This window comes from Streptomyces sp. MMBL 11-1 (assembly GCF_028622875.1).
Taxonomy (GTDB): Bacteria; Actinomycetota; Actinomycetes; order Streptomycetales; family Streptomycetaceae; genus Streptomyces.
Map to the genome: position 1 here is coordinate 4,428,045 of NZ_CP117709.1, position 16,033 is coordinate 4,444,077.

The window sequence follows — 16,033 nt, forward strand, 5'->3', positions numbered from 1 at the left end:
CTTCAGCGAGCGTGGTTCTTGAGCTCCTCGGTGTCCGGGGTGATGGAGACGGGGTCGGGGAGCACGGCAGGGTCTCCGTAGTCGTACGAGTGCTGCTGGCGGTAACGGCCCTTGTCGGGCCCGCTGTGGACGACGAGCGTGCCCGACTCGCGGTCGATCAAGAGGTACACCGGTATGTCCTCTCGGATCGGGGGGTCAGGCCCGCCCGGACCGCGTTCATCCGGTCCCGTACGCCGGTCGGCTGCACGGCCCCCGGCGGGCCGACCGGCGGCTGCGGGGACGGTCCCCGGCACGGCCGGCAGAGGCCGCCGAGCAGCGCTTCGGGCGCGCCGGGGGCCCCGCACTCACCGCACTCCAGGGTGCGCAGGACCGTACGGGGGCCGGGCAGGACCCGCTCGGGCGGCAGCTTGTCGCGCAGCCGCCGTTCGACGAGGCGGGCGGCGCAGTGGACGGGCGACGGCAGCCCGCCGGTGAGGGCGTGCAGCAGCTCGGCCTCCGTGGCGCCCCGCGCGAACCACTCGCTGACCTGCGGTTCCAGATGTGCGCAGTCGGCGGCGGACAGCGTCAGCGCGGGGGCGGTCCGGCCGAGCGCCGCCAGCAGGATGAACGCCCGCGAACGGGTCGGCCGCCGGGGCTCGTCCGGCGGGGCGTCACCCCGGGTGAAGGCGTTCCACCAGTCGTCCTCGCGTGCGGTGCGGGAGAAGAAGGTGCGGGTCACCCAGAGCATGACCTCGTCGGTGATCACGCACTCGCTGCCGCGCCGCAGATGGCCCGCGTCCTGGAGCCGGTTGAGGGTCGTGCCCAGGGCGCACTGGCCGTAGGGGAGGTGCTTGGCCAGGGTCTTCACGGAGATGTCGGACCCGTCGGGCAGCCGGTCGATGTAGGCGGCGACGGCGGCGTCGCGGGGGCGGAGGTGGGCGAAGTCCCGGTCGGTGCGGGGGCGTTCGCCGGGGGCGGAGCGCTTGCCGTAGCCGGGGTTGGCCATGGGGTGGGGGCTTGCGGAGGGGTACGCGGGGGGACTCGCGGCACCGCTCTCGGGCGAGGTCTCGCGCGGGGCGCGGTGGGCATCACTAAACTGGCTGGCAGCCATGGGGATCGTTTCTTTCTGAGTGCTTCGATCTTCGGTGGTCAGACCCCTGTCGGTGTTGGAGCACCGGTGGGGGTCGACTTTTTGGTCCAGTTCCTGCGCACGCTAGAGCCTGGCGACCGTGTGTCGCAACTCGATCACAAACTGTCAACTTCGTAGCCAGGGTGGGTGGGTGGGTCAACTGACCCATCCACCCCATCCTTGTTAAGAGGGCTCGGATCTGACGGCTTGAGCTTCGGGAGGCCGAAGCGGAACGGGGGATGGCATGAAGGACGGAGAGGGCACGGGTGCGGGCGCGGAGCTGACGGCCCGGTTCGCCGCGGAGGTCGACTGGGCGAAGGTGGTCGATCTCTACATCCCCCTGCCGGAGGGGCGGTACGGGCCGGACCTGCTGGAGCGGCACTGGTCCCCCGATCTGCTGACGGCCGAGAACGCCCAAGCCATCCTTCACTTCGCGTGCTGCGGCGACGGCAGCTCGGTGTCTCCCGCGGCGCCCGAGGTGCTTCCCTTCCTCGTCGAGGCCATCGGGGACCCGGCCGTGAAGGTGCGTCCGCAGATCCTGGAGACGCTCGTCGTTCTCGCCCGCGCCGGGAACGACGCCCGCACCGCGCCCGTAGCCTGGCCCGCCGCCTGGGATCGGGCGGTCGACGCGCTGCTGCCGCTCCTCGCCGACGACGTGGAAGGCGACGAGGACATCCGGGTCGGAGTGGCCGCCGTACTCGCATGGGCCATCCACCGGACGGACGACCTCGTCGACCGCTTCCTGGCCCGGTTCGAGGACGAGCCCGATCTGTCGGTGGCGGAGCAACTCGTGCTGACCGTGGGCGAGCTGGCCGCTCACGCGGTGGAGCGGCGCGAGGACGCCGTCGCGTGGCTGCGGGAGCGGGCGGCCGACGCCGGGAAGGGCGAGGAGCCCGACATGGACGACGACATCGAGGCGTGGCTCGCCTGGACGGAACAGCACGGGCACGATGTCCGGCCGGCCGCGGCCGTCGCGCTGCGCCGTGCCCTCCGACCGCTGTGACGGCATGACGCTGTGACGACCGTCACCCGCGATTCCTCCTGGGTAGTGTCGACCGGATGACCTGCGGCGGGCGTATACCCGGTGAAGCGAAAGATCCGGGAGCGACTGTTGACCGTCGAGGAGTTCGAAGAGTTCTACGCCCGGGCGGCCGCACGTCTCACGGGCCAGCTGTACGTGATGACCGGCGACCTCCAGGAGGCGCAGGACGTCGTGCAGGAGGCGTTCGTCAAGGCGTGGGTCCGGCGCGGCCGGCTGGACCGCGACGGCAGCCCCGAGGCGTGGATTCGTACGGTCGCCTGGCGGTTGGCGGTGAGCCGTTGGCGCTTCCGGCGGCGTTCGGCGGACGCCTGGAGCCGGGGGAGCGGCGCGCCCGGACACGTGGAGCCGCCGGACCCGGGCCATGTGGTCCTGGTCGACGCGCTCCGGGAACTGCCCCCGCAGCAGCGGCGGACGCTGACCCTGCACTACCTGTGCGACCTCACGGTCGAGCAGATCGCCGGGGAGACCGGGCTTTCCGGCAGCACGATCAAGACGCATCTGGTTCGCGGACGGGCGGCGCTCGCCCACCGTCTGCGGGACCCCCGCATCGAGGAGGCCCCTGATGTCTGACCCGCGGGATCCGTTGCGGTCCCTGTTCCGGGAGGCCGGTGAGTTCGGGCAGATCCGCTCCGACGCGGACGACGCGTCGAGCATCACGCGACGAGGGATGCGCGCGCAGCGACGCCGGATGGCCATGGTGGCGGTGGGTGTGTGCCTGGTCGTCGGCGGGAGCGGCGCGGTAGCGGTGGGCCTGCTGCCGGTCCGGCCGCAGCCGGTCGCCCCGGCCACCGTCCCGTCGCCCAGCTACCCGTCGCCCGTGCCGTCGGACCGGCTGCCGACGCAGCCACCGTCCCTGCCGCCGACGCCGAGCACCACGCTGCCGGGGAGCGGGTCCACCGGGCCGGGCGGAGCGCCGACAGGTATGCGTACGAGTACGGGTGAGGGCACGGGCACGAGCAGGGAGACGGGCCCGGATACGACGCGGCTGCCACCCACGTCCACGCCGTCGGCGACGACCGATGGGACGACGTCGATGCCCTGACACCGACTGACACCGCGCCGCTGCCGTACCCGATCGTCCGGGTCCGTCCGGTTCCATCCGGGTCCGCCCGGGCCCGATTGTTTCCGTTTCCCGCCCCGGCGACCTCACCGGGCGATCCCGTACGCCTCGACGTATCCGCTCCGCGAGGCGCGCCCGAAAGGTGCCTGAGTTGTCCACGCTCTCCCCCGGGCTGCGGCCTCCTGCCGACCGGCCCGTACCCCCCGAGCCCCGGACGCCCTCGCGCCCCGGGCCCCGGATCGCCGCCCCGCCCGAGCCCCGGGCGGGCCGGTTCCGCCGGGCGGTGGCCCGCCTGACCCCTGCCGACCGGGCGGTGCTGTGGCTCTACCTCCTCACCCGGATATCCCTGTGGGTCACGGCCCACTTCGCCCGTCGGCTGTTCCCGGCCCGCTCCGGCACGCGGGAGGCGGCGCCCGTCCTCGCGCCCTTCCAGCAGTGGGACGCGAACCACTACCTCCACATAGCGCGCGACGGCTACTTCCCCGCCGGCGCGGGCCCGTGGACGAGCGGCTGGGACAACCGGGAGGCGTTCTTCCCGGGTTACCCCTTCCTCCTCCGTGCCGTGCACACGGTGGTGCCCGACTGGACGGCGGCCGGGCTGCTGATCTCGTTCGTCGCGGGGGCGGTGGCCGTACTGGCCCTGGCCCGTATCGCGCGGGCGTATCTGCCGCAGGACGCGGCGGGCCGCCGTACGGCTGCTCTCTTCCTGCTCTCGCCCTGCGCGGTGTTCCTGGCCGTCGGCTACACGGAGGCGCTGTTCCTCGCGTTCGCCCTGCCCGCCTGGCTCGCCGCTGTGCGGCACCGCTGGGCGCTCGCCGCCGTACTGACGGCGCTGGCGACGACGGTGCGCGTCAGCGGGCTGTTCCTCGCCGCCGCCATCGCGCTGCTCTTCGTGCTGACCGCCCGGGAGAAGCGGGACCGGCGGAGTTGGCGAGCGGCGGGCTGGACGCTGCTCCCGGCGCTGCCCCCGGCCGCGTACAGCTGGTACCTGCACGCGCGGACCGGCGACTGGATGGCCTGGAAGCACGCGCAGGAACGCGGCTGGTACCGGACGTTCCACACCCCGTGGGAGGCGTGGGCGAACACCTGGAACGGGGCGTTCGGCCCTACGCAGACGACCGGCTACGCGTTCATGTTCCAGGCGGAACTCGTGGCGATGCTGGTGGGGCTCGCGCTGGTGGCCGTACTCCTGTACCGCCGCCGCTGGCCCGAGGCGCTGTACGTGGCCCTCAGCCTCTGGGCCCTGGGCACCTCGTACTGGTACACGTCGATCCCGCGCGCGACGCTGCTGTGGTGGCCGCTGTGGATCGGCCTGGCGGCGCTGAGCCTGCGGCGGCCGTGGTTCAGGACGGCGTACCTGAGCGTGGCCGCGCCGCTGACGACGCTCATCGCGCTGACGTTCCTGACGGGGAGGTGGGCGGGGTGAGCGGATGGCCTCCGGCGGAGGAGGCAGGTTACGGCGTCTCTCCTCCGTCTCCACCGGCAGTGCTCCGCCCGTCGTCCAAAGTGCGCCGGCGTTCTGCGAGGCGGTCCAACGACCACAGGGTCCATGGATGCCCGGCCCCCAGCACGTGCTTCCGCGTATCCGCCACCAACTCTGCCTGTGCCACTGCCTCCTGGGAATGCCCGAGCTCTCCGAGCACGCGGCTCAGCAGGGAACGGGCTGCGAGAGTCCTCGGATGGTCGACTCCATAGGTGTGCTCGGAGCCTGTGACCACGTTGCGGACAAGAGGAAGAGCCTGGGACTGACGGTCGGCGGTGACCAAGGCGAAGCCGTGGTTCAGTTCGGCGCCCAAGGTGATGGGGTGCCCGGGACCGAGCTCGCCGCGACAGTCCGACACCAGGGCGGCTCCGGCGTCCGGATGGGTCTCGGGACCGGCGGTGAACTCCAGCAGGTACGTCCGCGCGATGAGTGTGGACGGGTGGGTCGGGCCGAGCAGGGCGGTGCGCCCCTCCACCGCGCGCCGCACCAGCGCCACCGCCTCGTCCTTCCGATCGAGGACCCAGGCGAGCACCGGGGCCAGACCAGCGCAGCTCTCCAGCGTTTCGACGGCGCTCGCCCCGAACACGGCGGTGCAATCCGCCAGGGCGAGGCGATGGACAGCCTCCGCTTCCTCGTACCGTCCGAGCCGGTAGAGGGACCGGCCCGCGCGCTGGCGGATCGCGATCACCGCGGGGTGGTTCGCATCCAGTGCCTGTGTTCCTCGTGTCACCGCGTCCTGGGCCACCGACAGGGCCGACGCGTAGTCCCCGGCTCGATGGAGCGCGACCGCCAGCCGCAACGTGCAGTCCAGTACGCGTGTCAGGGCCGCCTGCCCTACCCCCGTCCACTGGGCCGCCCGCCGCAGCAACGCCAGGGTGTGCGGTACGTACGGGGCGAGGGGCGGGCCCTCACGCGCCCACGGTCGGGACACCTCCGGCACGACCGCGCTGAGCAGCTCTGCGGCCGTGCTCACCAGCGCGTCGTGCTGATCGGCCGGGGCACCGCGGGCGATGCTGTCCAGCAGTACGCCGTGGGTTCGCAGACAGCGGGGCGGGCCGGGGACCAGACGGGTGAGGGAGTGGTCGAGCAGGCCGCGCAGCGCCGATTCCACCTGGGCCCGGGGCACGACCGCATCGATGTCCGACCCGGCGAGCAGATGGAGCGGCAGCGGGTCGTGGGACCAGCAGCTGAGCAACCGGGCCAAGGCAGTGGCTTCCGGCAGCCCCTGGTCATGCAGTGCGTTCAGCGAGAGCTCCCAAGTGGTGCTGGCGAGATGGCGGGAGGCGTCGCCGCCGCTGTACCCGGCCCCCTGATCCAGGAGCTCGATGGGATCCACCTCGTTGACCCGGTCGAGCGCCCGGCCGTACTCCGCCATGCTCCACGGGCTGATCACCTGATGCGCCAGAAAGCCACCAGCGAGGGTGAGCGCCAGGGGCAGCCTGCCCAGCCGGTCGGCGATCTCGGCCGCTTCCTCCGCCGTGCCCCTCTCCGGCGCGAGATCGCACAGCACTTGGGCTGCGTCCTCGCGCGGCAGCACCCCGACGTGATGAAGCGTCGCACCGGGCCACCAATGGGCGGCGACCTGGCGGGTGGTCACCAGGGTGATGCCGCGCGGGCTGGTGCGCAGCCAGTTGCCCTCGCGCAGGATGGCCGGGTTGTCGGCGTTGTCGATCACCAGCAACCAGGGCTGGTCGGAACGGTCCAGCCGCTCCCACACCAGGTCAGCGGCCGCGCGCAGCCCGTTACGCGCAGCGGTGAGCTCGCCTTCGCCCGCGCCGCGGTCGGCGGCGACAGCGAGCATTCCCGCGCGCAGTGAGGCCAGGTCGGGAGCGTTCACCCAGAGGCCGGCCCGGCCGCCTTCGGCGGTCGCGATGCGAAAGGCCTCCGAGGCGACGGCGGTCTTTCCGCATCCGCCCAGGCCGTGAAGTACGTAGACCTGCTCCGCTCCGCCATCCTCCATGGCCGACCGCAGTTGCGTCATCAGCTCCAGCCGGTCGCGCAGGACGACCGGTGCGCGCCCTACCGCCGGCTGCCGCACGGAATCGGGAGCGGACCCGGCCGGGAACGCCGGCTGTCCGTGGTGGTGGTGCTCCGTGATGTGCTGGTCGCCCGCGCTCTGGAAGACGCGGCCGCTGCCCTCCGCCCGCCCCTCGGTCGAGCCGTTCACCGTGCGGTGATGTGCTGGTCCCGGCCGGCCTGGTAGACCCTGGAGTGGCCGCTGGCCGTGGCGTGTTGTGAGACGGTCGTGGCGGGTGCTGACGCGTCGGGTGCGAGCTCGTCGAGGAGCTTTCGGAGCTCCTCCGCGACCTCTGGCCGGTCGGTCAACAACCGTCGGATCCGGCCCTGCCACTCGGCGGCGAGTTCCCCTTCGGCGGTGGCGTCGGTGGCCAGATCCTCCCGGGTGTTGGCGAGTTCGGCCGCCACCGCGTCAGCTCGCTCGGGTCGAGCCCGCTGCCAGAGGGCGACGAACCCGTCCCTGGTGTGCTCCCAGGCGTCGGTCGCCATCAGGCCGACAAGTGTCACGCTCGCGCTCTGGGCGAGCGTGACCAGCTCCGGGTTCATGACGCGGGCTCCTACCGGTGTTGAGGTCGGCGTTGGCGGTCAGCCGTCAGTGGCCAGTGGTCGGTGGTCGGCGGTCGGCGGTCAATTGGGCGGCGGTCGGCGGGGCGAGCGGGGCGATCTCCCGTTCGAAGAACTCCGGAAAACCCTCGCCCATCGCGTACAGGGCCTCGAACTCCCGGGTCGTCCGGTTGACCTGGTCGGGGTCGGTGAAGCGACGGGCTCCCGCGCCCTTCAACTCGTCGTCGTAGATCACGGCGTACATCACCGAGCGTCCGAGAACGATGACCTCGGGCACCGGCGCATCCCGTTCCAGGTCCGCGATCTTCCGGGCGTCCAGGACACGGATCTCCTCGCCCAGCTCCGACCTGAGCCGGAACACGTGCATCTCCCACTGCAGATACGGAGACACTGGGAACTCCACGACACGAACCCTGCGGAAGGCCAGGCCGCGTCGAGCGGTATCCCGGAAGTAGGCGGCAGTCGAAGCCCGCTCGTCCTCTATCAGCCGCAGGGCCCCGGCCCAGTCCCCGGAGGCGAAGGCGTCATAGCTGGGAGAGCCCTGCTCCTTGAACGTCTGACCACGCTCGATCTTGGCGAGCAGGCTGATGTCGCTCTGATGGACCCGACCGAAATCGGCGAGGTAGTCGGCTCGTGAGAGGATCTCGCCGGCACCGCTGCGGAAGCACTCAAACATCGGGGATGTCCCCCTTTGCCGCGACGAGCATCCTGCGGGGGATGACCACGAGGCGCTCATCGGGACCGATGAAGACCCCGTCCGGGAGGCGCGTGCCCAGAGAGCCGGTGAGGTCGCGTCCGATCACGGCGATGTCGCCGTTCTCCAGCTCCCAGATATCCGGGCATTCGGGTCCGGTAGTGGTGGCGCCCAGCTCCAGTGCCGACTTTCCGAGGCGTCTCTTGAAGCCGGTGTCAGGATCAGCTTCCCAGGGTCTGCCCATGCTGCGCCCTCCCCTCCCGAGTGGGTCAACTTACCAGTGACTACCAGGTCAATTCCGGTGTCAAGCAGGCTATTCGGCCTGATCGGGTGAGCCGTGGGGGACAAGGGTTCCGTCCGGGGACGGATGTTCACCCCGTCCCGTGCAGCCGGTTCAGCTCCAGCCCCGCAGGCGGCGGGAGCGGGCGGTTCGAAGGGGTCGCCCGGAAGGATTCCAGCAGGTAGCCGACCAGGCGGCGGGACGCGGCGGCGGAGTCCGGGCCCGCCCCGTTCGCCACGCCGTTGTTGGCCAGCAGGACCAGCACCACGTCGGAGACGTCGAAGTCCGGCCGCAGCGCTCCTGCCGCCTTCGCCCGCCGCACCAGCAGCGCGAGCCCCTCCTCCGCCCTGTCCCGCTCCCCGGCGTACGCCGTCCCGTCCGGGAAGCGGGACAGGAACGCGTGGGTGAAGCCCCGGTCGGCGGCCTGCATCGCGCACACCTTCCGGAACACCGTGCAGAAACCGCGCCACGGGTCCGGGTCCTCCAGCGCCTCGTCCAGTACGCCCGCGCACTCGGCGAGCTGCTCGGCGAACGCCTCGGTGATCAGCGAGGCCCGGGTGGGGAAGCGCCGGTAGAGGGTGGCGACGCCGACCTCCGCCCGCCGCGCGATCGCGCTGATCGGCACGTCGATGCCGTGCAGCGCGTACGCCTCCCGGGCGGCCCGCAGGATGCGCTCCCGGTTCTCCCGGGCGTCCGCCCGCAGAGCGTCGGCGGGGGCCGGTCCGGTCGGGGGCGGGATGTGAGAAGGCTGGGCCGACATGTCTCTCACTTTACGGTAAATGGAGAGAGGTCTCCGTTTAGCCGCCTACCGTGAAAGGCGAGGGACGAGGACAGGCCGTACCTCGTATCGACGGAACAGGACGGGACCCCCATCGTGAACGACATGCGTGCGGCGCTCTACGACCGTTACGGACCGCCCGAGGTCCTCTACGAGGGCCGGGTCCCCGTGCCGGTACGCGGGCCGGGCGAGGTGCTCGTGCGCGTCCACGCGGCGAGCGTCAACGGCGGCGAGCTGCACGGCCGCGCCGGGAAGGTCCGCCTGGTCACCGGCCGCCGCTTTCCGCAGCGGACCGGGCTCGACTTCGTGGGCGAGGTCGCCGAGGTGGACGCCTCGGTCACCGGGCCGCGAGCGGGAGACCGGGTCTGGGGCCTGCTGGGGCGCACCTTCGGCAGCGCGGCCGAGTACGTGTCGGTCCGCCCGCGCCAGATCGCGTACGCCCCCACGAACGTCACCCCGGCCGAGGCCGTTTCGCTGCTCGCCGGGGGCACCACGTCGCTCACCGCCCTGCGTGACAAGGCCGGTCTGCGGGCGGGCGAACGCCTCCTCGTGCGCGGGGCCTCCGGCGGTGTCGGCAGCGTCGCCGTCCAGCTCGGCAAGGCCCTCGGCGCACAGGTCACCGGTCTCGCGAGCGCGAAGAACCTCGACTTCGTCCGTGAGCTGGGCGCGGACGAGACCCTGGACCACCGGGCGACACCCCTGGCCGGCCTGGACCGTTACGACGTCATCCTCGACACCGTGGGAACGGAACACCGCGTGCTGCGCGGCCGGTTGGCCCCGGGCGGCCGTCTCGTCTCCATCGCCTTCGACCTCGACCGTCCGGCCCGGAGCATCGGCTACCTGCTCGGTTCGGCCGTGCACGGCCGTCGCCGCGTCCGCTTCTTCAGCGGAAACCCGAAGCACGACCTGCTCGCCGAGCTGACCGCCTCCGTGGAACGGGGCGACCTGCGGCCCGTCGTCGACATGGTCCGCCCGCTGGCGGAGATCGCCGCCGCCCACCGCGCCCTGGAGGCGGGTGGCGTGCGGGGCAAGCACGTGATCGAACTCGTCTGACGGGGCGTCCGGTGTGCGACTTCCGGTGTGCGACTTCCGGCGGGCGCGGTCGGGGGCGAGGGCCTTCAGATGATGCAGATGACGCGCGGGTCGTGCCCTCGCCCGTTTCGGACCGGGTGGTGACGGTCGGCCGCGCGGGGGAGGCGGTTCATTCTGGCGGTTGATGCCGTACGCCTCTGCCGGTGCGAGGTTCGGTTGTATGGAGACCGAAGCAGGGGCAGGGGCAGGGGCAGGGGCCGGCGCAGGGGCCGGGGCCGAGGCGGGTACGAGGTCGCTTCGGCGTGCGTGGTGGCAGCGGTGCCGAAGCCGGGTGGACCGGGCCACGACCGTATGGGCGGTGGCGTACGCGGGCTTCGGCCTGGTGTGCGCGTTGTGGGGGACGCCGCTGTTCCACATGGGCGGGGCCCCGACCTCCCCGGCGCTGAACTGGGCGGTCGTGGGGGTGGGGACGCTGGCCGCGGTGGTCTCCGGCGCGGTGACGCGGTACGAGGCGTGGCCGGGCCTGCGCGTGCTGCTGTGGGTGACCTGCGTACTGGCCGGGCTCGCCGCGTTCGGCCTGCTGCTGGACGTTGTCACGCTGGTCTTCGGCCAGGGGGTGGACAGCGTGCCGGCCGCCGTGAACCACGCCCTGGCCGCGACCGGGTGCCTGCTGCTCGCGGCCACGGCCCGGACCGTCGGCGGCCCGGGCCCCGCGACCGTCGGCGGCCCCGGCGCCGCGACCGTCGTGGCCGTCCCGCCGGCCCCGACCGCCGCCACTCGACCGGTACAACTCGCCGCCTGTGCGGGCACGGTGGCCTTTCTGCCTTATGTGGCGATGAAGATCGTATGGGTGGCCGGCGGTACCTTCGCCGGGAACACCGGCGAGCAGATGCTCGCGATTTCCCGGCACAACGGAGCCTCGGAGATCTGGCTCACCCTGGAGTCCTGGGGCCTGGACGGCACCGTGCTGCTGGCCGCGCTCGGTGTCTTCCTGCTGTGGGGTCTGGTCCGGCCGTGGGGCCAGGTCTACCCGCGCTGGACACCGTGGCTGCGCGGCCGGCGCGTCCCCCGCGCGCTCCCTCTCGTCCCGGCCGTGGTGGGTGCCGCGACCCTGGCCCCGTACGGGGTGCTCGGCGGCGCCTACCTCGCTCTGGCCACGGCCGACGTCGTCACGATGAGCCGGGGCGACTTCTCCTCGCCCGGTGACGCGCTGCTGGTCGGCTGGATCGGCATGGTCGCGTTCGGCGTCTACGGATGCGCCCTGATCGCCGCCACCCGTTCGTACTGGATGCGTACCCGCCCCGTTGCCGTCGCGGTGAACAGTCGATCGCCCCTTCCCCGGAGCCTGGACCAGCATGGCTGAAAGCCCCAACTGGTCAATTACGTACGTGGGTTGATGCCGCCATCGGTTCCGTGCGGGCGGGATGTGTCGGTGCCGTACCGTTCCGCCCATGACTGCGGGTTTCGAGGGACGTGTGATCGACGGGCGCTTCGAACTGCTGGAGCGGCTCGGCGGCGGCGGAATGGGGCTGGTGTGGCGGGCGCGCGACGTCGTCCTGCACCGGGACGTGGCGCTGAAGGAGGTGCGGCCGCCGGATCCGGAGTTGCTGCGGTTGCGTCCCGATGCGGCGGAGATGCTGCACAAGCGTGTGCTGCGGGAGGCCGTCTCGCTGGCCCGGATCAGCCACCCCAACGTGGTGACGATCCACCACATCGTGAGTTCGGCGGAGGTGGCGCACCCCTGGCTGGTGATGGAGCTGATCTCCGGCGGCTCGCTCCAGGACCGGCTGGAACGCGGGCCGTGCACACCCGCCGAGACGGCGCGGCTGGGCCGGGGCGTGCTGGCAGGCCTGCGGGCCGCCCACGGCGCGGGCATCCTGCACCGCGACGTGAAGCCCGGCAACGTACTGATGCGCGCCGATGGCACGCCCCTGCTCACGGACTTCGGTATCGCCGCCGTGCGCGAGGCCACCAGCCTCACCAACACCGGCGAACTCATCGGCTCACCCGACTACATGGCCCCGGAGCGGCTGCGGGGCCGTGACGACGACCCGTCGTCCGACCTGTGGTCCCTGGCGATGATGCTGTACGTCGCGGTCGAGGGCCACCACCCGATGCACCGTTCGTCGACCCTCGCCACGCTGGCCGCGATCCTGGAGGAGGACGTGCCGCCGCCCCGGCGGGCGGGCGCCCTCGGCCCCGTGCTGACGTCCGTCCTCATCAAGGACGTCGCCTCCCGGCCGGACGCGGAGTCCCTCGACCGTCTCCTCGCGCGAGCCGCCGGTGCCCGTGCCACGACGGTCGTCGACGGCAGCGTCGCCGCGTCACCCGTGCGGGCCGGACCCGTGGAGGCCGCCGACGAGGCCCCGGCCCCGGACTCGTACACACCCACGGAGCCGGCCGCCCCCGCCCCCGCCCCCGCCGAAGCCGGTCCGCCCGCGAGCGACGCCGGCCACGACACCGCCGGGGCGGTGCGGGACGAACCCGGCCCGCCTGCGGCACCGGGCGGCCCCGGCACCGGCCCGTCACCGGACGGCGGGACCGACGGCGCGGGAGGCTCCCGTGCGGAGACGAGCCGGACGCCCGTGGACGGTCGGGGGGTTGCGGTCGCCGCCGGACGGTCACGCCGCCGGATCGTGCTCCCGGCGGTGCTGTTGGGCGCGTTGTTGACCGGGCTGCTGGCCTGGGAGTACGCCCCCACCTTCGGCGGCGACGACAAGCCGTCCGCCGGGGCCCCGTCCACGCCTTCCGGGGCCCGCACGCCCACGTCCAGCCCGTCCAGCCCCACTCCCTCGCCCACACCCACACGCAAAGAGGAAACCGATCTGCACACCCCCGCCGGTGCGCGGCGAGTCCTCAAGCAGCTGGAGGCGGTGACAGGGGGGACCAAGGTGTTCCCCATGTTCGACCTGCGGCCGGGTTACGCCTCGGGCCTCGTGCCCCTGGAGAAGGAGGTCGTGCCGGGAAAGAAGGTGTTCGACGCGTTCTCGTACAGGGACGGCCAAGGCACTCTTCTGGGCAATGTGAGCATCATGAAGGAGGATCAGCGCCTGCTGGACCTCGACCGGGTCGACTGGAACGCCTTGCCCCGCCTTCGCCGCATCGCCGAGACCGAACTGGGCGTACTGAAGCCCGACCCCGATGACAGCTCCGTCGTTTTCGACTGGTACCTGGGGCAGGAGGCGATGCTGATCCGCGCCAACGGCGCATACGGGACCGACGGGCTGCTCGTCGCCTCCTTCGACGGGAAGATCATCCGGCGCAACAAGGCGGACTGACGCGGCGGCGCCTCCGACGATCAGGAGCAGTCACTGGGGCCGGCCGATCAGGAGGCCCCACCGTGCGGGTGCGTGGCACGGTGGGGCGGCAGCCCTGGGCCGGTTCGTCAGACGGTGTCGAACTTCCCGTCCCGGACGGCCGCAACGAATGCCGAGAACGCGGCGACGGGGACGTTGGCCACGGGGCCGCCCGCGACCTTGGAGTCGCGGACCGGGACGATGCCGCGCGTGGCGGCGAGGTTGGCGGCGACCTCGACGCAGGCGCCGCCGTTCGAGCTGTACGAGGACGTGTACCAACGAGGGGATTCGTTCGTCATGGGGTGTCCTTTCGTGGCAGGAAGCCCCACCATGCGTGGCACGGTGGGGCGGTGCTTGCTCGGCCCGTCAGACGGCGTCGAGCGTTCCGGCCTGTACGCCGGCGACGAAGGTGGAGAACGCGTCGGCGGGGAAGCTCAGTACGGGGCCGCCCGCGACCTTGGAGTCGCGGACCGGGACGATGCCGCGCGTGGCGGCGAGGTTGGCGGCCACCTCGATGCAGTTGCCGCCGTTCGAGCTGTACGAGGACTTGAACCAACGAGGGGATTCGGTCATCACGGGGTGCCCTTTCGCAACTGGCTGATCTTGGCCACAGACGCCGCCTTCGACAGCGCCTCGCCCTGGAGTTGATGGTAGGCCGTGAGCATGGGCACTACGAACGAACTTTCGCGCTCGACATGCCCCTGTGCCTGTGATTCGGCATACGCGACGATGGACCGGTCCGACATAGTCAGCAGGTTGACCGGCAGGTCAAACGCCCTCCGTGCACCCAGGCTGAACGGTGCTACCTGGATGATCCAGTTGGGCAGCGCCGCCATCTCCTCCAGCCGCTCAAGCTGAGGCCCCATGACCTCCGGGCCGCCGACCGCTTGGTGGAGACAGCTCTCGTCCATGACGACGAACACCATCGGCGGGCGTGACCGCACGAGCGCCGCCTGCCGCTCCGCCAGGACCGAGACGCGCTCGTCGGCCTGTTCGGCGGTGATGGACCCGCGCTCCACGTCTCCGTACGCCACAGTCCGCGCGTACTCCGGGGTCTGCAACAGCCCCGGGATGAGGCCGACCTCGAACAGCCTGATCTCCACCGCCCGGCCCTCGTACCCGACGTACTCCGGGAAGCCCTCCAGCAGCGAGCCGTTCCGCAGCTCGGCCCACTCGCGCTCGAACGAGTCGGCCGTGCCGGTCGTACCGAACGCCTGATCAGACCTACGCGAAAACCGCAGGGTTGGCGGTTTGCGAGCAGTTTCCACGGCCGAGACGTGCTGGCTTGAGTACCCGATGCGCGGGGCCAGACCCTCCTGGCTCCACCCCCGCGCCTCCCGGAACCGCCGGATGCGGGCACCGTAAGCCGCCTGCGGGCTGCTGCCAGGATTCAGATCCTTGCGATTGACCACGCTGAAACCCCTCCCCTTCCTTCTTTTTCCGCTAGTTGAAGGGTTCTTCACGCTAGGCCACTCTGAGGCCCCCCGGTAGTCAAACAGCTACGGAGAGGAGCGATAGGTGTACGGCGAGAACGCGCGTCCGAATACCCCGGAGTCTCCTGGTGCCACGGTGCTCCCGGCCCCCGGCACCCTCATGGTGGACACCAGTCGCGGAAATCGCGTGGGCGAGTTCCGTGGCGTCGCCAGCCTCTACTGGTCCCTCCGCCCCGTCGGCGGCGGCATCGAATGGGAGGTCGAGCCCCGTCACGTACGCCCCGCGCTTCCCATAGAGCAGCTCCGTGCCCGTACCGCGCGGGCCAACGCCCGGAGCCGGGGCGAGGTGTTGTGAGCGCCCCCGCCCGGTCACGGGTCCGGCTCGCGGGAACCGGCGAGCGTGCCGCGTGACGCGCACGGGGTACGCCGCCGAGGTCACCGTGACGGACGGGCAGTGGTTCGCCTCGCTCGGCGGTGTGACCGTACGGAACCGGCGGCTGGCACTCCTGTGGCTGCGGGGGCAGGCGCTCCGCCTGGCCGACGGGCACGGGGGCGGGCAGCCGAGGCCGCCCGGCCCGCTGGGGCCGCCGCCCGGTGACGTGCGGCCGGTCCGCTTCCACGGGTTCGACGCCCCGCTGGGGTTGCGGGCCTGGGCGACCGACCGTCAGCGCCAGGACGACGCGATACGGGCCCTGGAAGCAGGTTTTCCCTTGCTGTTCACCGTGGTTGACCCGGCGGTCGGGCTGAGCCTGACCCTCTCGGGGTGGCGCGGTTCCCTCACCGATCTTTAGGCCCGCCGACAGGAGAGACCGACGTGCTGCAATGCACCGCCGTGACCCAGGCTCCTCCCGGTGACGTTCCGGACGCCCCCGCCGCCGTGGACGGTGGGCCTGACAGCCCTCCGGACGCTGTCACCCCGAACCACCTCCCCTTCCTCCTCTGCGAACTCGGCGAGCACGACGACGCCTTCCCCGAGCACGCCGCCTACCTCCGGTCGGCAGGGCCGTCGAGCGCTCCGGCTCTGTGGTTCTTCTGGACCGGTGCGGGCCTGCAACGCGTCAACCGGGTGGACACCGTGCCGTGGTGCCCGGCCGTTCTCCGCCACCTCGGTACCGGCGTCGTACAGCGGTGCGCGTTCTTCGACCGCCATCCCCCGCCCCACTCGTGGAGCGTGACGGACCCGCTGGGCGACCTGATCGCCGAGCGGCTCCTGTCCGGCGACGGGCCCGACACCTCATGAGGCCGGT

The 16,033-nt window shown here is 72.0% G+C and carries 20 protein-coding genes; 10 read left to right on the forward strand and 10 right to left on the reverse strand.

The window, feature by feature from the left end; all coding sequences use genetic code 11:
* Window positions 1-2: 2 nt before the first annotated feature.
* Together PSQ21_RS19440 and PSQ21_RS19445 are read right to left on the reverse strand one after the other, a co-directional pair.
* Window positions 3-170, reverse strand: coding sequence for a hypothetical protein (locus PSQ21_RS19440; protein ID WP_274031889.1), 168 nt, complete (start codon window positions 168-170; stop codon window positions 3-5).
* Window positions 158-985, reverse strand: coding sequence for a hypothetical protein (locus PSQ21_RS19445; RefSeq protein WP_274035839.1), 828 nt, complete (start codon window positions 983-985; stop codon window positions 158-160). The genes PSQ21_RS19440 and PSQ21_RS19445 overlap by 13 nt, the downstream gene beginning before the upstream one ends.
* Before the next feature lie 367 nt (window positions 986-1,352).
* On the opposite strand from PSQ21_RS19445, the gene PSQ21_RS19450 reads away from it, so the two are divergent.
* The 4 genes from PSQ21_RS19450 to PSQ21_RS19465 all read left to right on the forward strand — a co-directional run bounded on the left by PSQ21_RS19450 (window position 1,353) and on the right by PSQ21_RS19465 (window position 4,636).
* Window positions 1,353-2,111 (forward strand): hypothetical protein, encoded by a 759-nt coding sequence (locus PSQ21_RS19450; RefSeq protein WP_274031891.1) that lies wholly within the window; start codon window positions 1,353-1,355, stop codon window positions 2,109-2,111.
* Between the two features lie 108 nt (window positions 2,112-2,219).
* Window positions 2,220-2,720: a SigE family RNA polymerase sigma factor gene (locus PSQ21_RS19455; protein ID WP_274035840.1), complete on the forward strand. Its 501-nt coding sequence runs from the start codon at window positions 2,220-2,222 to the stop codon at window positions 2,718-2,720.
* Complete coding sequence (locus PSQ21_RS19460) at window positions 2,713-3,192, forward strand: hypothetical protein (RefSeq protein ID WP_274031893.1); 480 nt, start codon at window positions 2,713-2,715, stop codon at window positions 3,190-3,192. Before PSQ21_RS19455 ends, PSQ21_RS19460 begins: the two co-directional genes overlap by 8 nt.
* A 169-nt stretch (window positions 3,193-3,361) precedes the next feature.
* Window positions 3,362-4,636, forward strand: coding sequence for a mannosyltransferase family protein (locus tag PSQ21_RS19465; protein ID WP_274031894.1), 1,275 nt, complete (start codon window positions 3,362-3,364; stop codon window positions 4,634-4,636).
* A gap of 28 nt (window positions 4,637-4,664) precedes the next feature.
* Here the strand turns inward: PSQ21_RS19465 and PSQ21_RS19470 are convergent, their stop codons facing one another.
* The 5 genes from PSQ21_RS19470 to PSQ21_RS19490 form a co-directional block, all read right to left on the reverse strand.
* Window positions 4,665-6,860, reverse strand: a complete 2,196-nt coding sequence (locus PSQ21_RS19470) for a tetratricopeptide repeat protein (protein WP_274031895.1) — start codon at window positions 6,858-6,860, stop codon at window positions 4,665-4,667.
* Window positions 6,857-7,255 (reverse strand): hypothetical protein, encoded by a 399-nt coding sequence (locus PSQ21_RS19475; protein ID WP_274031896.1) that lies wholly within the window; start codon window positions 7,253-7,255, stop codon window positions 6,857-6,859. Before PSQ21_RS19475 ends, PSQ21_RS19470 begins: the two co-directional genes overlap by 4 nt.
* Before the next feature lie 46 nt (window positions 7,256-7,301).
* Window positions 7,302-7,949, reverse strand: a complete 648-nt coding sequence (locus tag PSQ21_RS19480) for a DUF6879 family protein (RefSeq protein ID WP_274031898.1) — start codon at window positions 7,947-7,949, stop codon at window positions 7,302-7,304.
* On the reverse strand, window positions 7,942-8,211 hold the full coding sequence (locus tag PSQ21_RS19485; protein WP_274031900.1) for a hypothetical protein: 270 nt from the start codon (window positions 8,209-8,211) through the stop codon (window positions 7,942-7,944). Before PSQ21_RS19485 ends, PSQ21_RS19480 begins: the two co-directional genes overlap by 8 nt.
* Before the next feature lie 127 nt (window positions 8,212-8,338).
* A complete protein-coding gene (locus tag PSQ21_RS19490; protein WP_274031901.1) occupies window positions 8,339-9,007 on the reverse strand; it encodes a TetR/AcrR family transcriptional regulator in 669 nt (222 codons plus the stop codon).
* A 114-nt stretch (window positions 9,008-9,121) separates the two neighbouring features.
* On the opposite strand from PSQ21_RS19490, the gene PSQ21_RS19495 reads away from it, so the two are divergent.
* The 3 genes from PSQ21_RS19495 to PSQ21_RS19505 all read left to right on the forward strand — a co-directional run bounded on the left by PSQ21_RS19495 (window position 9,122) and on the right by PSQ21_RS19505 (window position 13,335).
* Window positions 9,122-10,078: an NAD(P)-dependent alcohol dehydrogenase gene (locus tag PSQ21_RS19495; protein ID WP_274031902.1), complete on the forward strand. Its 957-nt coding sequence runs from the start codon at window positions 9,122-9,124 to the stop codon at window positions 10,076-10,078.
* 310 nt (window positions 10,079-10,388) lie between these two features.
* Window positions 10,389-11,420 (forward strand): hypothetical protein, encoded by a 1,032-nt coding sequence (locus PSQ21_RS19500; RefSeq protein ID WP_274031903.1) that lies wholly within the window; start codon window positions 10,389-10,391, stop codon window positions 11,418-11,420.
* An 88-nt stretch (window positions 11,421-11,508) separates the two neighbouring features.
* On the forward strand, window positions 11,509-13,335 hold the full coding sequence (locus tag PSQ21_RS19505; RefSeq protein WP_274031904.1) for a serine/threonine-protein kinase: 1,827 nt from the start codon (window positions 11,509-11,511) through the stop codon (window positions 13,333-13,335).
* A gap of 107 nt (window positions 13,336-13,442) precedes the next feature.
* On the opposite strand, the gene PSQ21_RS19510 is transcribed toward PSQ21_RS19505, so the two are convergent.
* The 3 genes from PSQ21_RS19510 to PSQ21_RS19520 all read right to left on the reverse strand — a co-directional run bounded on the left by PSQ21_RS19510 (window position 13,443) and on the right by PSQ21_RS19520 (window position 14,765).
* Complete coding sequence (locus tag PSQ21_RS19510) at window positions 13,443-13,652, reverse strand: DUF397 domain-containing protein (RefSeq protein WP_274031905.1); 210 nt, start codon at window positions 13,650-13,652, stop codon at window positions 13,443-13,445.
* Between the two features lie 67 nt (window positions 13,653-13,719).
* On the reverse strand, window positions 13,720-13,929 hold the full coding sequence (locus PSQ21_RS19515; protein ID WP_274031907.1) for a DUF397 domain-containing protein: 210 nt from the start codon (window positions 13,927-13,929) through the stop codon (window positions 13,720-13,722).
* Window positions 13,926-14,765 (reverse strand): helix-turn-helix domain-containing protein, encoded by an 840-nt coding sequence (locus tag PSQ21_RS19520; RefSeq protein ID WP_274031908.1) that lies wholly within the window; start codon window positions 14,763-14,765, stop codon window positions 13,926-13,928. The genes PSQ21_RS19515 and PSQ21_RS19520 overlap by 4 nt, the downstream gene beginning before the upstream one ends.
* Window positions 14,766-14,871: 106 nt before the next feature.
* Between PSQ21_RS19520 and PSQ21_RS19525 the strand changes: the two genes are divergently transcribed.
* The 3 genes from PSQ21_RS19525 to PSQ21_RS19535 are packed head-to-tail and all read left to right on the forward strand — an operon-like array spanning window position 14,872 to window position 16,026.
* Window positions 14,872-15,141, forward strand: coding sequence for a hypothetical protein (locus PSQ21_RS19525; RefSeq protein ID WP_274031909.1), 270 nt, complete (start codon window positions 14,872-14,874; stop codon window positions 15,139-15,141).
* 52 nt (window positions 15,142-15,193) lie between these two features.
* Entirely contained in the window at window positions 15,194-15,577 is a 384-nt protein-coding gene (locus tag PSQ21_RS19530) for a hypothetical protein (RefSeq protein WP_274031911.1), read from the forward strand.
* A gap of 23 nt (window positions 15,578-15,600) precedes the next feature.
* Window positions 15,601-16,026: a hypothetical protein gene (locus tag PSQ21_RS19535; RefSeq protein WP_274031912.1), complete on the forward strand. Its 426-nt coding sequence runs from the start codon at window positions 15,601-15,603 to the stop codon at window positions 16,024-16,026.
* Window positions 16,027-16,033 lie beyond the last annotated feature (7 nt).

Coding starts and splice junctions, on each gene's coding strand:
- PSQ21_RS19445 (WP_274035839.1), bottom strand. CDS start 985: ATGGCCAACCCCGGCTACGGCAAGCGCTCCGCCCCCGGCGAACGCCCC.
- PSQ21_RS19450 (WP_274031891.1), top strand. CDS start 1,353: ATGAAGGACGGAGAGGGCACGGGTGCGGGCGCGGAGCTGACGGCCCGG.
- PSQ21_RS19460 (WP_274031893.1), top strand. CDS start 2,713: ATGTCTGACCCGCGGGATCCGTTGCGGTCCCTGTTCCGGGAGGCCGGT.
- PSQ21_RS19475 (WP_274031896.1), bottom strand. CDS start 7,255: ATGAACCCGGAGCTGGTCACGCTCGCCCAGAGCGCGAGCGTGACACTT.
- PSQ21_RS19480 (WP_274031898.1), bottom strand. CDS start 7,949: ATGTTTGAGTGCTTCCGCAGCGGTGCCGGCGAGATCCTCTCACGAGCC.
- PSQ21_RS19485 (WP_274031900.1), bottom strand. CDS start 8,211: ATGGGCAGACCCTGGGAAGCTGATCCTGACACCGGCTTCAAGAGACGC.
- PSQ21_RS19490 (WP_274031901.1), bottom strand. CDS start 9,007: ATGTCGGCCCAGCCTTCTCACATCCCGCCCCCGACCGGACCGGCCCCC.
- PSQ21_RS19505 (WP_274031904.1), top strand. CDS start 11,509: ATGACTGCGGGTTTCGAGGGACGTGTGATCGACGGGCGCTTCGAACTG.
- PSQ21_RS19510 (WP_274031905.1), bottom strand. CDS start 13,652: ATGACGAACGAATCCCCTCGTTGGTACACGTCCTCGTACAGCTCGAAC.